The sequence below is a fragment of the Rhodococcus sp. SJ-3 genome, assembly GCF_051918125.1.
In the GTDB taxonomy this organism is placed as follows: Bacteria; Actinomycetota; Actinomycetes; order Mycobacteriales; family Mycobacteriaceae; genus Rhodococcus.
The window spans coordinates 1370941-1385793 of sequence record NZ_CM123306.1 but is presented as its reverse complement, the minus strand read 5'-3'; the positions used below and the strand labels follow the sequence as shown (position 1 = coordinate 1385793).

The window sequence follows — 14853 nt, the reverse complement described above, 5'->3', positions numbered from 1 at the left end:
TGCGGCTGCGCCACTCGGCCAGCGTATCGAACACCGTCGAAACACTTGTATGGTTATCCGTTGGTAGAGACCGGTTCGGGTGATCGAACGGGCCACGCCAGCTGTGTCATGCGCCCCCGTCCACGCAGCTGGACCTCATCGCCCAACTCCCAGTGGCCGCGCTCCTCGTCGTCCGCGAAGTACAGCGCACTGGACGAGGCGAGTACCCGGCTCGGGCGCAGTTTTGCGAGTTCGGTCAACCGGGACGCCTCATTGACCGGGTCGCCGATCACCGTGTACTCGAAGCGCTCCGCCGCACCGATGTTCCCGGCCACCGCCAGGCCGGCGGAAACCCCGATACCGATGTCGAGCCCGGTGATCTCGTCGAGCGCGAACCGCAGCTCGCGTGCCGCCGCCAACGCAGCGGTAGGGGCGTCGGGACGGTCCAGCGGTGCACCGAAGATCACCAGTGCGGCGTCACCCATGAACTTGTTCACGAATCCGTTGTGCTTGTCGACGACGTCGACGACCACGCGGAAGAACTCGTTGAGCAACTCCACGACCTCGTTCGGGGGCCGCTCCGCGGCAGTGGCCGTCGACCCCACCATGTCGACGAACAGCACGGCGACATAGCGCGTCTCACCACCGAGCTCGGTGCCGTACTGCAGAGCTCGGCGAGCGACGTCCTCGCCGACGTGCTGACCGAACAGTTCCCGCAACCGTCGCCGCTCGTCCGATTCGGACATCATCCGGTTGAAGCCCACCTGCAGCCGACCGATCTCACTGCCGTCGAACACCTCGACCTGGACCCCGGAGGCGCCGCGCTGGACGCGCTCGATGGCCCACCGAAGCTGCTTGATGGGATCGGAGATCTGCGACGAGGTCAGCAGCGACAGGACGAGTGCGAGCCCGATCGACATCACCGCCAACGCCAGTACCGACCACGCGAGCGCGTCGGAGCCGAATTCGTTGTCTGTGGTCAACTGGGTGACGCACAACAACACGATCCCGGCGACCGGCATCAAGGTGCCCAGGCCCCACGTCATTGCGAGACGGGTACCGACACCGGGCGCCATGGTCCGATCGAAACGACCTTCACTCAGCGCCCGCGCGGCCACCGGGCGCAGGATGCGCTCGCCGAGCATGTAGGTGAAACCGAACGTGCTTGTCGCGGCCATCGCGACGGTGACGGCGACGGTCACCGCGAGCGACGGCATCTCTTCAGCGGTGAGGAAGACGAACAACACCCCACCGAGCAGCCACAGCCCGAGATGCACGATCGCCTGCCGCAACGGTGCGTGCAGGGCAGCCATCTGCTCCGACCGTGTCGGCGGGCCCCCGCGCAGCTGCCACCGCACCACGGACCGCAGCATCAGCGCTGCCGCGCTCAGGCTCACGACCCCCGCGAACGCCAGGTAGACGGCGAAGACGGCAAAATTGCGGACCCTGTCCGCGATGATGTTCTCCGACTCCTCGATCGGCAGCCCGTAACGAACGAAGGCGAACACCAGCATGGCCCCGAACAGATTCGAAGCGCCCATCGAGACCATGTAGAGCGGCCAGCGACTTCGCAAAGTCGCCGCGACTGCTCGATATGACCTCAACACGACTTCAAATCAAACCACTGTGCGGACGGTCACATGACCTTGTGGTCGCACTTGGGGGTCACCGAATGGTTGGATTCACCGCAAAAGCGACGACGAAGGCGAGGAGCGCGGAGATGGGGGGATCCATATCCGAGCTCTCGCGCACGGCAGACCCGGACGCCCCGCTGTGGCGTGCCGCGCAGGTGTTCCGGCTGGTCACGGTCGTCTACGCGGTCAGCTCCCACGTCTCGACCGTCCCGAATTACACCGACGAGACATTGAGCTGGTTCCTCATCGGCGTCCTCGTGGCGTGGTCGCTGACCTCGGCGCTACTGCTCTCACGCGGACCTCGGGGGCGTCGGGTGGTCGTTGCCGTCGACCAGTTCACAGCCATCGCACTGATGGCGTCGACCCGATTGATCTCCGATCACGACTGGTACAGCCACCATCAGACGATGCCGACCACGCTGTGGGTCGCCAACGCTGTCATCTCGGCTGCGCTCTTCGCCGGCCCGCTCGCAGGAATCGCTTCGGCGATCGTGATGGCCGCGGTCAGCGCGGTGGTGCGCGACCAGGTCAACCTCGACCTGTGGTCCGACGCGACCGCGCCCGTTCTCGTCGCCTGCGGTGTCGCGATGGGATTCGCGATGAGGACGGCCCGGACCGCGCATCGCCGCCTCGAGGAAGCGGTGCGGATCGCCGCGGCAACAGAGGAACGTGACAGGCTCGCCCGGCAGGTCCACGACGGCGTGCTGCAGGTACTCGCGCTCGTACAGCGAGGAACCGACGAGAGCTCCGGAGTCGGTATCGGCCGGACCGAACTCGCCCGGCTGGCCGGTGAACAAGAGGAGGCATTGCGCCGCCTGATCTCCGACCAGGACACCGAGGTCGATCGAGGTGGGCAACACGTCGACCTGACCGCGATGCTGCGAATGCGGGTCGACGGCGACGTCACCGTGGCTGCGCCCGCGGACCCCATCGTGATGGAGCGGCCACGCGCCGGGGAACTCGTGGCGCTCGCGACCACCGCACTCGACAACGTCGAGCATCATGCCGGTCGCGACGCACGAGCGTTCGTGCTGCTCGAAGACCTCGGCGACGAGATAATCCTCTCCATCCGTGACGACGGCGTCGGTATCGCCCCCGGACGACTGGCCGAAGCCTGTGTGCAGGGACGTCTCGGCGTATCGAAATCGATCATCGGCCGGGCACAGTGGCTCGGCGGGACAGCAGAGCTCGAGACAGCACCCGGCGAAGGCACCGAGTGGGAGATACGCGTGCCCAAGGAGGAACCACATGGCTGAGATCACCGTGATGGTGGTCGACGACCATCCCATCTGGCGCACCGCCGTGGCCCGCGATCTTACGGACGCCGGTTTCCGCGTGGTGGCGGAGGCCGACAGCATGCGAACGGCCCGAACGCGGGCCGTGGTCGAGCCGGACGTCGTGCTCATGGATATGTCGTTGACCGACGGCAGCGGAACGGATGCGACCAGGGCCGTGCTGGAGGTGTCGCCGCGGTCGCGGGTACTTGTGTTGTCGGCGTCGTCCGAACGCGCCGATGTGCTCGGTGCGGTGAAAGCAGGGGCGTCCGGTTATCTGGTGAAGAGCGCGTCGGCCGTCGAACTCGTCGAAGCCGTAGTGAAGACCGCTGCGGGTCAGGCCGTGTTCACCCCCGGCCTGGCGGGGCTCGTGCTCGGTGAGTATCGGAAGCTGTCGGTGTCGAAGCTGCGTGAATCGTCTGCGCCGACCCTCACCGACCGCGAAACCGAGGTCCTGCGACTCGTCGCGAAGGGAATGTCGGCGAAACAGATCGCGTCCCGCCTGGTACTGAGCCACCGCACCGTCGAGAATCATGTGCAGGCGACGCTGCGCAAGCTGCAACTGGCCAATCGGGTGGAACTGACCAGGTATGCAATCGAACAGGGTCTGGACTGATGTTCTGAACCCTGCATCGTGCTCGGAACTCTGCATCGTGCACGGACGACTCTAAAGTGGTCGGCATGGACCCGAAGGATCTGAGAGTCTCGGACGCAGAACGTGAACACGTGGGTGAACTGCTGCAGCGCGCAGTCGGTCAGGGCATGCTGTCGCTCGGTGAATTCACCGAACGAATGGACACCGTGCTCGTCGCGAAGACCCGCGGAGATCTGAACCAGGTGCTCGTCGATCTGCCTGGTATCCAGATGCGACCGGAGTTCCAGCAACAGCCGCAGTTTCCGCCCGCTAGGGCGTACGAGCCGCAGGCCGCCGCGGTGTCTCCGTCGATGTACTCCGGGGGCACCGGGACGGTACTCAAGGGCCGGATGTCGACGATCGCGCGTAAGGGTCGCTGGGAGGTGCCGCCGGTGTTGCAGATCGACACCGTGGCGTCGTCGGTGTCGCTGGACTTCACCGAGGCGGTGATGCAGACGCAGGTCGTGCGGATCGAGGTCAGCGACTACCTCAGCTCGATCAGCATCGTCATTCCGATGGAGGCGACAGCCGACATCAACGGACTGGAGGCGATGGCCTCGTCGGCGACCTCGAAGGTGGGCGCGGGCGCCCCGTACGGCCCGCTGCATCTGGTGGTGACGGGCAAAATGCGTGCCGGAAGCCTGACGGTCGCGCACCCGATGGGTGCGCGACTGCGCAAGTTTCTCCGGGGTACCTGACCGGAGAACGTGGCGCGCAAGCCCGGTCCTTCAGGGCGGGTTAGCGCATCAATCATGTCGGTGGTCGTGGCTATGGTCTCGCTGTGCAGCTCCGCTACCAGTACCGCGTCTACCCGACACCGAGTCAACAGAACATGCTGGCCCGGTCGTTCGGATGCGCGCGGGTGGTGTTCAACGATGCGTTGCGTGCACGGCAGGACGCGCACGCGGCCGGGGTGAAACTGTCGGACACCGACGTGCAGAAGCAGGTGATTACCGCCGCGAAACGCACACCGGAGCGGGCGTGGCTGGCCGAGGTGGCGTCGGTGGTGTTGGTGCAGTCGGTGCGCGACTCGGCAACGGCATACAGGAACTGGTTCGATTCACTGGCCGGGAAGCGGAAAGGCCGCAAGGTCGGTCCGCCGCGGTTCCGGTCCCGCAAGGACACCCGGCAGGCGATCCGGCTCACCCGCAACGGCTTCAGTATCCGAGGCAACCGGAAGTTGTATATCGCGAAGGTTGGCGAGGTGAAAGTCGCCTGGTCACGCGACCTACCCTCGGAACCCTCGAGTGTGTCGATCATCAAGGACGCGGCGGGTCGGTACTTCGCGTCGTTCGTGGTCGAGACGACCGACGTGCCGTTACCGGAGTCCGATGCGGAGGTGGGGATCGACCTGGGCCTGACGACGTTCGCGGTCCTGTCGGACGGCAAGACCATCACCACACCGAAGTTCTTGCGCCGCGCCGAACGCACACTCTGCAAGGCGCAACAGGCACTCTCTCGCAAGCAGAAGGGCAGCAACAACCGGGCCAAGGCACGCGTTCGTGTCGCGAAGGCTCACGCCAAGGTGGCCGACGCCCGCAAGGATTGGGCGCACAAGAACTCCACGGCGATCATCCGCGAGAACCAAGCGGTGTTCGTCGAGGACTTGTGTGTCACCGGGCTGGCGCGGACGAGGTTGGCGAAGTCGGTGCACGATGCCGGGTGGGGCATGTTCACTCGGATGGTGGAGGAGAAGGCCGCCCGGTATGGGCGGACCTTCGTGAAGGTGGACCGTTTCTACCCGTCGAGCCAACTGTGCTCGACGTGTGGAGTGCAGGACGGCCCGAAACCGCTCTCAGTGCGGGAGTGGCAGTGCGCGGCGTGCGGTGCGGTCCACGACCGCGACCTCAACGCCGCCAAGAACATCCTCGCCGCCGGACGGGCGGAGAGGCGAAACGCCTGCGGAGGGACCGTAAATCCTGCCGCCTAGCGGGAGGTAAGTCCCTGTGAAACAGGAACCCACCGGAGTGGCGCGTAGCGCTGCAGGAGGAATCCCGGTCGTTCACGGCCGGGAGGACGTCAACAGTTCTCACTGGCGGCGTTGCCGGGCGATCAGCTCACTGACACTGATCGTCTGGGCATCGTCCTCGCGGTGCCGCCGGCCCTGCGTGTCGGGACCGCGCGAAGCTCGGTCTACGGGCGGCCGGCGATGGTTGTCGCGCTGGGGCAACTCCGGCCTGTCCTCAGGCGCGTTCGCGGCGGGGTCGTTCGGGCCCTGCCCTTCGCGCTGCTGCTGGGACCCGGGAGCCCGCTCGGCGGTCGAGGGAGCCCTCCGCATCTGCGAAAGCCAGCTTTCGATGGCCTGCGGATCACGAGCCTGGGCTGCGGGGGCCTGCCCTTGCACGGGGGCGGGGCGGCCCCCGGCAGCCTGGGTGTTCTCGCCGGTGTTGCCTGTCGGAGCCTGAGGGCGCACGTCGGTCCGGGGCAGTGGCGGAGGTACCGATCCACGCTGTCGCCGTGGCAGCGGCGGCATCGCTGAGGTAGGCGGTTGTTGCTGCGGGGACTGGGCATGTTGTGCAGGACCCTGCTGACGTGGCGCCACCGGCTGCTGCGGGCCTGCAGTCCCCCGGCGGGGGAGCGGGCCGCTCGCGTTACCGGGCGCGGGCATTCCGCGGGTCGGCGGGGGACCCTGCTGCGCCGGACCCTGTTGCGCCGGACCCTGTTGCGCCGGACCCTGTTGCGCCGGACCCTGTTGCGGCGGCACGGGCGGATGGCCTGGCCGTCCACGACGGATCGGCGCGGAAACCTGGTCGCCTCGGCGAGGCGGAAGTCCAGCGCCGCCGCGCGGTGCCGGGCCCCCCGGCTGCCCGGGCTGTCCCGGCTGGCGCGAGGCCGTCGGACGTCCCTGCGATCGGCGCGGGGGCGGAAGGTCGCGTGACCGTCGCTGCTCGGATGCCGGCCGTGGTGCGGCGATCGTGGGCATCGGCTGCGTCATCAGGTCGTTCTCGCTCCCGGCATCGCCGAACATGCCCTTCGGGAACCGGTGCGATCCCGTTGCCGTGATCGTGGAAGGTCCGAACATGCCGACGGTGATGAGCTCGGGAACGTCCTCGGGCATCAGCTCGTCGGGCAGGATCGGCTCGGCGAGGCCGACCTTTTCCTGGATTCGCTTCATCCATGCAGGCGCCCACCAGCAGTCGTCGCCGAGCAGTTTCATCACCGCCGGGACGAGGAACATGCGGATCACGGTCGCGTCGATGATCAGCGCCGCGATCATGCCGTACGAGATGTACTTCATCATCACGAGCTCGGAGAACGCGAACGCTCCGGTGACGACGATGAGGATCAGCGCTGCGGCCGTGATGATGCGACCGGTGTGGGAAGTGCCGATACGGATCGATTCGGTGGTGCTCGCTCCCTGCGATCTGGCTTCGACCATGCGCGAGAGCAGAAACACCTCGTAGTCGGTCGAGAGGCCGTAGATGATCGCGATGATGAGCACCAGCACCGGCGACATGATGGGACCGGGGGTGAAATTCAGCAGGCTCGCGCCGTGACCGTCGATGAATATCCAGGTGAGGATGCCCAGGGTCGAGCCGAGCCCGAGCGCACTCATCAATGCGGCCTTGATCGGCAGTACCAGCGACCCGAATGCCAGGAACATCAGCAGGGTCGTCAGTACGACGACGAAGACGACCATCAGCGGCAACGTGTCCAGCAGTGCCGCGATCGAGTCCTGCTCGATCGCAGGCGTGCCACCGACGTAGACCTCGACGCCGTCGGGCCACGACGCGGAATGCAGGTAGTCGATCGTGTCGGAGGTCATGTTGCGGTCGACGAGCCCGGCCTTGAGGACGCGGACCCCGTCCTTCGCGGGACCTTCGATGGAGAATTTCTCGACCAGCCCCGGTGCAGCACTCCCGGTCTCGATGATCTTGTTGAGGTCGCCGCCCTCGGCGCCTCGGATCACGAGCTTGACCGGCTCGGTTCGCTGGCCGGGGAACAATTCGTCGAACTGCGCCTGCGCGGCCCGGGTCGGGTGATCCGGTGGAAGATACGTCTCGTTGATGCCGCCGAATTTGATACCGGTCAGCGGAGTGATGAGCAGCAGCAGACCGATGACCGTGGGGATGGTCACCTTCATCGGGTTGAGCATCACCCAACGGGTCAGGCGACCGAGGAAGCTGTTCTCGATCTGCTCGTTCGACTGGATCTGGCCGAACCGCTTCATGCCGAACTTGTCGATCCGTCTGCCCAGGATCGCCAGGATGGCGGGAAGCACCGTCACCGATGTGAGCGCAGCCAGCGACACGGTCGCGATCGCACCGTAGGCGACGGACTTGAGGAAGCCTTGCGGGAACAGCAGGAGCCCGCCGAGGCTGGTGATCACCATCGTCGCCGAGAACACGACGGTGCGACCGGAGGTGATCACCGTGCGGCGCACCGCGGCGGCCGTCTCGTAGCCTTCGGCAAGTTCTTCTCGGAACCGCGACACCATGAACAGGCCGTAGTCGATGGCCAGACCGAGCCCGATCAACGACACCACGGGTGCGACGAACGAGTTGACCTCGGTGAAGTTGGTGATCAGACGGACGATGCCGTTGGCAGCGACAACCGTCAGGCCACCGGTGATCAGCGGCAGTGCCGCGGCGATCACACCACCGAACACGAAGAACAGCAGCACACCGACCGCGGGGATCGCGAGGATCTCCATGCGTTTGATGTCGTTGGCCATCGTGTCGTTGAGCGCGTTGGTGACCGGCTGGAGTCCGGCGAGCTTGACGTCGACGCCCTCGATTCGGAGCGAATCCTTGACGTCGCGGAAGTTGTTCGCGATTTCGGTGTCGTTGTCACCGGCGATCGCGATGGAGGCCACACCGTGCTGTTTGGATTCGTCGGCGAGGGCGGGCAGCGCCGGAGCGCTGTCCGTACGCCAATACGAACCGTTGATCTTGAGAATCTGGTCGGGGTTGTCGGCGAACCACGAGTTCAGGCCCGCGGTGACGGTTGCCGTGAACTCGGGGTCGTCGACGGTCTTGCCCTCGGGTGCGGTGATGAGTGCCAGGACATCGCCGTTGGTGTCTCGCCCGAATGTGCCGTCGGCCAGCTTCGCGGCCGTGACGGACTCCGAGCCGGGGTCGTCCCAGCCGCTCTGACTGAGATGGTCGTTCAGGCTCAGGCCGTACCCGGCGAGCCCGAGCAGCGCCGCGACCATCACCGCAATGACGGTGAAACGCGCGCGGACGACGAGCTCTCCCCAACGGTCGAACACGTAAATCTCCTATTCGGCGACGCTCTTGCGCCCCGCAAGAAGGGCTGAGAGCGGTCGGAACGGCTGCAACCACGCACCCTCGTCCGGCAGCGTTTCGAGGCTGACTCGCGGCAGCGGCTCACGGAACACGCCGGGGATGTCCTCGAGATCGACGAAGTCGAGGATCTCCGAGGTCACCGCCCAGCTTGCATGCTCACGGAAGCCGAGCACCTGCACCGCGACGCCTGCTGCGGCAAGTTCCTCGAGGGGTTCCCGGAATGCCTGCCCGTCGGCGGATGCAACCATCACACCGGCGAGGCCTTCGCCGCGCCGCAGCTCGATGTGCTCGAGCATATCGGAGTCGACGTCGCTGTCCTCGTCGATCTTGGGCTTGGCGAACACCGCGAAACCCACGTTACGCAGAGCTTCCACCCACGGACGCACGACGTCGGCGCTGCCGGGTGCGATATTCGTGAAGACCGTCGCCTCGGCCTCCAGCGGCGAGGTGCGGTGACGCGACAGGTCGGCCGTGCGGCCGAGGAGCCAACGGCCCAGCGCGTCGAACCTCGGCCGGTATGCGGCAGTCGGGCGGCCGCCGAGGATCGCCCCGAGGCCCATATCGAGGTTCGGTGCGTCCCACACGAGCAGCACGCGCCCGGGTCGCTCGGTGCTCTCGATCACGGCGGTGTCGGTCGCACCGGGCACTTCTTCATGGACGCTCATGCTCCGATCTTCCCCCAGATCATCTCGGCGATGTGGCTGCCCACCTGGTGAGCCTTGTCCTCGAACTTCGTGACCGGACGATCGTGGCTGACGGGGGACTCCCACGTCACATCTGTGAGCTGGGGTTCGGCGTTACCGGCTTCCAGGATCCACTCCGCATATTCGGCGTGGTCGGTTGCGACATGTAACACGCCGCCCGGCTTCAGCCGGGTCGCGATGAGCGCGAAGGTCCTGGGCTGCAGCAGCCGGCGCTTGTGGTGCCGTGCCTTCGGCCACGGGTCCGGGAAGAAGACCCGGACGGCGGTCAGAGATTCGGGCGCGACCATGTGTTCGAGGACCTCGACGGCGTCGCCACGCAAGATCCGCAGATTGGTCACAGGCGCGTCGGTGTCTGCGGTGCGCTCGATCCGCTGCAATGTCTGCGCAATACCCGGGCGGTAGACCTCGATGGCGATCAGGTTGATGTGGGGTTCGGCCTGCGCCATCGCGACGGCAGCGGTGCCGGTGCCGGTGCCGATCTCGAGCACCAGGGGCGCCGGGCGGCCGAACCACGCCTCGGTGTCGAGCAGATCATCGCCCACATCGCGACCGAGTTCGGGCCAGCGGCGGTCCCATGCGTCCTGCTGCGGATCGGTGAGAGATCCGCGGCGAGAGCGGAAACTCGTCACCCGCGGGTACAGGCGATTCCCCCTGGACTGCTGCTCGTCGAGCGTGTCGGTCGTGTCCTGATCGGAGTGGTTCACTCGACCATTGTCACGTATCGCCAGAGTGCGTGGCAGGAGTGACCGGTGTGACCACAGGGTTTTCTCAGGATGAGGACCCCGGACAGCGTGCTCGGGCAGTGTCGGAACGTGGTCTCTGACACAATTCCTTCGCGACGATCGGGGGATCATGACGGGGGAATCGAGCACGCGGTATCCGGGGGCCGATCCGTGGCACCGGATCGCGGACGAAGTGGATCGGCTGGATCCGGATGCCGGACGCACACTGCATTCTGCGCTCGCCCGGTGCACCGCACCGCTGCGGATCCAGGTCGCAGGACGCGCAGGTGTCGGACGCGCAGATGTGCAGCGCACATTGGCAGGGTTGCCCGCCTCCTCGGAAGCCGCCGTCATCGACGTCCCCGGAACACCCGATCCGGTTCTCGACGCCGATGTGGTGATCTATGTGCTCCCCTCCAGGCTCGATCCGGTCTCGGTGCATCCGGCCGACCGCCGCGCCCTCGCAGCGCTCGATTCCCGGCGCGTCATCGTGGTGGTCGCCGGCGACACGGCAGTCCAGGGTCTCGTGGCATCGGTGTTCACGCGGGACGACCCGAATCTGGAGGCGGTGCTCCTCGAGCGACTCGACCGTGCTGACTCCGGTCGGTTCGAGGATTTCGTCACTACGGTGGCGGGGATCGCGGCGTCGCCGCAGGCAAGGGACGTCATCGAGGCGGCACTCGAGAATCCTGCCGCGCCCGGAGTGTCGGTAACCGGGTTTTCGGGGTCCGAACTTCCCGCGTCGAGTGTTCCGGTCCGGTGAGCGGCGCCGATGATGTCCTACGGCGCTGGAACCCGCGCGGTTGGGCACGGCTGCACCGATCGCCGGCCCCGGATCGCGGTGTTGCGGTGGTGCGGGTCGCGGGGGTTGCGGGTTCGGGCCGCACTACCCTCACCGCCGAACTCGCAGAGCTCGGCGGTGTCGAATACGTCGAGGACGGGGATGCTCCCGTGGTGCTCATGGTGCTCGATGCATCCTCGGTTCTCGGGCGCACAGAACTGGCCGTGCTCGACGCAGCGGCGCGTGACGCAGCCGACGTGGTGTTCGCGTTCACCGGAATCGACCGATATCCGCGATGGCGGTCGATCAGCGAGCGTGACATAGAACTGTTGCATCGGCACATGCCGAGGCTCGCGCGGGTCGTGCTGATTCCGGTGTCCGTCGTCGCAGCGGCCCGGGCCAGGGAGCTCGGTGGCCATGCCGGCCGGGTGCTGGCGCTCGAATCGGGGCTGGTCGGTGTGCACGACGCGCTTCTCGCCGCGGCGAGGACATCCGCGCAGGCCCGGTCGACACGCACCGCGGTGGTCGCACAGACGAGCAGCATGATCGTCGAGGAAATCGCTGCGCTCTCGGCCGCCGATGACACCGCTGATCTTCGTGCCGAGCGCGAACGTCTCGCGACGCGACGGATCGGCCCCGAACCTCGCCCGGACTCCCACCGAGTCCGGGTGGAGTTGAGGCGGGACCTCGCGGTGCGCGTGCGGGAGGCATCGGCGGAATTGCACGGTGTCCTCGACGAGGGCTCGGTCGATCCGCGTGGTGTCGAGATCCTGCTGACCGCGCATTCGCAGCGAATCCGAGAAGCGGTCGCGGTAGCGGTCGAACGCGGCCTGGGAATCGTGTCGCAGCTGCCGAGTGCAGAACCGGCTCCTGCGCCGCGGATCCCCGGTCGTCGTCTCGATGATCGCCTCGCGCTCGTGTTGGGGGCCTCTGCGGGCGCGGGCCTCGGCCGCATGGTGGCCACCTTGCTCGGAGCAATTCCGGTGGCGGTCTCGGTGCTGGTGACGGTTGTGTGCGGGGCAGCAGCCGCGTGGTGGCTCGTTCGTCTGCGCAGACAGGTGGCGCACCGCGAGCTGATGCGACGGTGGGTCGTCGACGAACTGACCTCGCTTCGCGCGGACCTCGAGGCGTGGATCCGCGCGATGGCCCTCGACGCCCAATCGAAGCTCGCGCGCGACACGGCTGCGCGGGAGCTCGCACGCACCACCGAATTGCGCGAGCAGGTGGCAGCAATCGACGACCGTATTCGTCGACGCCTCGGGGAACAGCGCGCCCGCATCGCGGCCTGTGAGCGGGACCTGGCGATGTTGAGGCAGGTGGAACCGTGGTCGGCTCCGGTGCGTCCAATCAGCTGAGGGACGGCGTAGGAGAGGCCCGACAACGCAGGAACAAGATCTCAGGGGGCAGACATGGCTGACACATTTCTCGGCGCAGGCGGGTTCGACGACCGGGGCCTCGGCGGTTTCGACGTGTTCGACCCGGCGAGTACCGCGGCGTGGGCGGACTCCGTCGGCGCCACGACCGATCTCGACGGGGACGGGCTCCTCGACACCGTCGCTTTCGACAACGGCCACGGTGCCCTGGTCGTTGCCACCGACAGCGATCTGGACGGTTCCACCGACCGGCTCACGGCCGTCGGCGACGAGGGAGAATTCGGTGTGTGGGAGTTCCGGCGAACTGCGGGTGGTGCACCGGATTGGGTCCGGCTCGATGCGGGTATTCTCGGCAGAGACGAATGCCACATTTCCGAAGGCAAGTGAGGTGTATCGCCTGTACGAACAGGAAGGACGGAGGTAGTCTCCACGTCTCTGAATCGTTTCTGTGACATTTCCGACCGGACCCGATTGTTCCCGGTCCGATGTCCGGCGTTAACCTCTATGAATAGGACATCCGGCGCCCGCGTCCTCCGTACGGCCACGGACGAAGCGGGTGGTACCCCTGCCGAGAGGGGAAGGCCCGGGTTCGCCTCTGATCAGGCATAACCATGCAGGTCGGGGCAGATCCCGGTTCCGGGCACACCCCAGGAGAGTTTGATGACCTCAGCAACCATTCCCGGTTTGAACGGGACCGACGACAAGCTCCCGACCCAGCATGCCGAGCTGCTTGCGTGGGTCCAGGAGGTTGCCGAGCTCACTCAGCCCGATCGCGTCGTGTGGGCCGACGGATCCGACGAGGAATGGGATCGGCTGACTGCCCAGCTCGTCGAATCCGGCACCTTCACTCGTCTGAACGACGAGAAGAAGCCGAACTCGTTCCTCGCGAACTCCGACCCGTCGGACGTCGCGCGTGTCGAATCCCGCACCTACATCTGCAGCGAGAACGAGATCGACGCGGGCCCGACCAACAACTGGATGGCGCCCGACGAGATGCGGGCCATCATGACCGACCTGTACCGCGGCAGCATGCGCGGACGCACCCTCTTCGTGGTGCCGTTCTGCATGGGCCCCCTCGGTGCCGACGATCCGAAGCTCGGTGTCGAGCTCACCGACTCCGAGTACGTCGTCGTCTCCATGCGCATCATGACCCGCATGGGTGCCGCTGCCCTCGAGAAGATGGGCACCGACCGTCCCTTCGTCAAGGCCCTGCATTCGGTGGGCGCGCCTCTCGAAGCCGGTCAGCAGGACGTCGCGTGGCCGTGCAACGACACGAAGTACATCACTCACTTCCCCGAGACCCGGGAGATCTGGAGCTACGGTTCCGGTTACGGCGGCAATGCACTGCTCGGCAAGAAGTGCTACTCGCTGCGTATCGCCTCGGCAATGGCCCACGACGAGGGCTGGCTCGCCGAGCACATGCTCATCCTCAAGCTGATCTCGCCCGAGAACAAGCCGTACTACATCGCCGCGGCCTTCCCGTCGGCGTGCGGCAAGACCAACCTCGCGATGATCCAGCCGACCATCCCGGGCTGGCGCGCCGAGACCCTCGGTGACGACATCGCGTGGATGCGGTTCGGTGAGGACGGCCGTCTCTACGCCGTCAACCCGGAGTTCGGTTTCTTCGGTGTCGCCCCCGGCACCAGTGCCGATTCGAACCCGAACGCGATGCACACCATCGAGGCGGGCAACACCATCTACACCAACGTCGCCAAGACCGACGACGGCGACGTGTGGTGGGAGGGCATCGGTGGCGACAAGCCCGCTCACCTGACCGACTGGCTCGGCAACGACTGGACTCCCGAGTCCGACACGAAGGCTGCTCACCCGAACTCGCGTTACTGCACGCCGATGTCGCAGTGCCCGATCCTCGCCCCCGAGTGGGACGACCCGCAGGGTGTGCCGATCTCCGCGATTCTGTTCGGTGGACGTCGTAAGACGACGGTCCCGCTGGTCAGCGAGTCGTTCGACTGGCAGCACGGCACCTTCCTCGGTTCGACGCTGTCGTCCGAGCAGACCGCCGCAGCCGAAGGCAAGGTCGGCAACGTTCGCCGCGACCCGATGGCGATGCTGCCGTTCCTCGGTTACAACGCCGGCGACTACCTCAACCACTGGATCAATCTCGGCAAGAATGCCGATGAGTCCAAGCTCCCGAAGATCTTCTACGTCAACTGGTTCCGTCGTGGCGACGACGGCCGCTTCCTGTGGCCCGGCTTCGGCGAGAACTCCCGCGTGCTGAAGTGGATCGTCGATCGCATCGAGCACAAGGCCGACGCGCAGTCCACGGCCATCGGCTACGTACCGACCGCAGCCGACCTGACCCTCGACGGCCTGGACGTCGACGCCGCGGACGTCGACGAGGCTCTGAAGGTCGACGTCGACGAGTGGAAGGCCGAGATCGATGGCATCGCCGAGTGGTTCGAGTTCCTCGGTGAGAAGGTGCCCTCGGGCATCCGCGACGAGTTCGAGGCACTGAAGCAGCGCCTCGGCTGAGTCCGCACCC

The 14853-nt window shown here is 66.4% G+C and carries 12 protein-coding genes; 8 read left to right on the top strand and 4 right to left on the bottom strand.

The window, feature by feature from the left end; genetic code table 11:
- Positions 1 to 53: 53 nt before the first annotated feature.
- The gene (locus ACTDXD_RS06125; RefSeq protein ID WP_440127554.1) at positions 54 to 1529 is read right to left on the bottom strand and encodes an adenylate/guanylate cyclase domain-containing protein; all 1476 of its coding nucleotides are present in this window, start codon (positions 1527 to 1529) and stop codon (positions 54 to 56) included.
- Between the two features lie 170 nt (positions 1530 to 1699).
- Between ACTDXD_RS06125 and macS the strand changes: the two genes are divergently transcribed.
- From macS to ACTDXD_RS06105, 4 genes are all read left to right on the top strand, one after another.
- Positions 1700 to 2869, top strand: coding sequence for a MacS family sensor histidine kinase (gene macS, locus ACTDXD_RS06120; protein ID WP_440126271.1), 1170 nt, complete (start codon positions 1700 to 1702; stop codon positions 2867 to 2869).
- A gap of 10 nt (positions 2870 to 2879) precedes the next feature.
- On the top strand, positions 2880 to 3503 hold the full coding sequence (locus tag ACTDXD_RS06115) for a response regulator (protein WP_440127553.1): 624 nt from the start codon (positions 2880 to 2882) through the stop codon (positions 3501 to 3503).
- A gap of 65 nt (positions 3504 to 3568) precedes the next feature.
- The gene (locus tag ACTDXD_RS06110; protein WP_440126270.1) at positions 3569 to 4219 is read left to right on the top strand and encodes a DUF1707 SHOCT-like domain-containing protein; all 651 of its coding nucleotides are present in this window, start codon (positions 3569 to 3571) and stop codon (positions 4217 to 4219) included.
- Between the two features lie 83 nt (positions 4220 to 4302).
- Entirely contained in the window at positions 4303 to 5451 is a 1149-nt protein-coding gene (locus ACTDXD_RS06105) for an RNA-guided endonuclease InsQ/TnpB family protein (protein WP_440122892.1), read from the top strand.
- Between the two features lie 99 nt (positions 5452 to 5550).
- On the opposite strand, the gene ACTDXD_RS06100 is transcribed toward ACTDXD_RS06105, so the two are convergent.
- The 3 genes from ACTDXD_RS06100 to trmB are packed head-to-tail and all read right to left on the bottom strand — an operon-like array spanning position 5551 to position 10214.
- A complete protein-coding gene (locus tag ACTDXD_RS06100; protein ID WP_440126269.1) occupies positions 5551 to 8733 on the bottom strand; it encodes an MMPL family transporter in 3183 nt (1060 codons plus the stop codon).
- A 9-nt stretch (positions 8734 to 8742) separates the two neighbouring features.
- Complete coding sequence (locus tag ACTDXD_RS06095; RefSeq protein ID WP_440126268.1) at positions 8743 to 9435, bottom strand: NYN domain-containing protein; 693 nt, start codon at positions 9433 to 9435, stop codon at positions 8743 to 8745.
- Entirely contained in the window at positions 9432 to 10214 is a 783-nt protein-coding gene (gene trmB / locus ACTDXD_RS06090; RefSeq protein WP_440127552.1) for a tRNA (guanosine(46)-N7)-methyltransferase TrmB, read from the bottom strand. Before trmB ends, ACTDXD_RS06095 begins: the two co-directional genes overlap by 4 nt.
- A gap of 112 nt (positions 10215 to 10326) precedes the next feature.
- Between trmB and ACTDXD_RS06085 the strand changes: the two genes are divergently transcribed.
- From ACTDXD_RS06085 to ACTDXD_RS06070, 4 genes are all read left to right on the top strand, one after another.
- On the top strand, positions 10327 to 10959 hold the full coding sequence (locus ACTDXD_RS06085; protein WP_440126267.1) for a hypothetical protein: 633 nt from the start codon (positions 10327 to 10329) through the stop codon (positions 10957 to 10959).
- Positions 10956 to 12332, top strand: coding sequence for a hypothetical protein (locus tag ACTDXD_RS06080; protein WP_440126266.1), 1377 nt, complete (start codon positions 10956 to 10958; stop codon positions 12330 to 12332). Before ACTDXD_RS06085 ends, ACTDXD_RS06080 begins: the two co-directional genes overlap by 4 nt.
- A 54-nt stretch (positions 12333 to 12386) precedes the next feature.
- The gene (locus ACTDXD_RS06075) at positions 12387 to 12737 is read left to right on the top strand and encodes a DUF6802 family protein (protein WP_440126265.1); all 351 of its coding nucleotides are present in this window, start codon (positions 12387 to 12389) and stop codon (positions 12735 to 12737) included.
- Positions 12738 to 13010: 273 nt separating this feature from the next.
- The gene (locus ACTDXD_RS06070; RefSeq protein ID WP_440126264.1) at positions 13011 to 14843 is read left to right on the top strand and encodes a phosphoenolpyruvate carboxykinase (GTP); all 1833 of its coding nucleotides are present in this window, start codon (positions 13011 to 13013) and stop codon (positions 14841 to 14843) included.
- Positions 14844 to 14853: the final 10 nt, after the last annotated feature.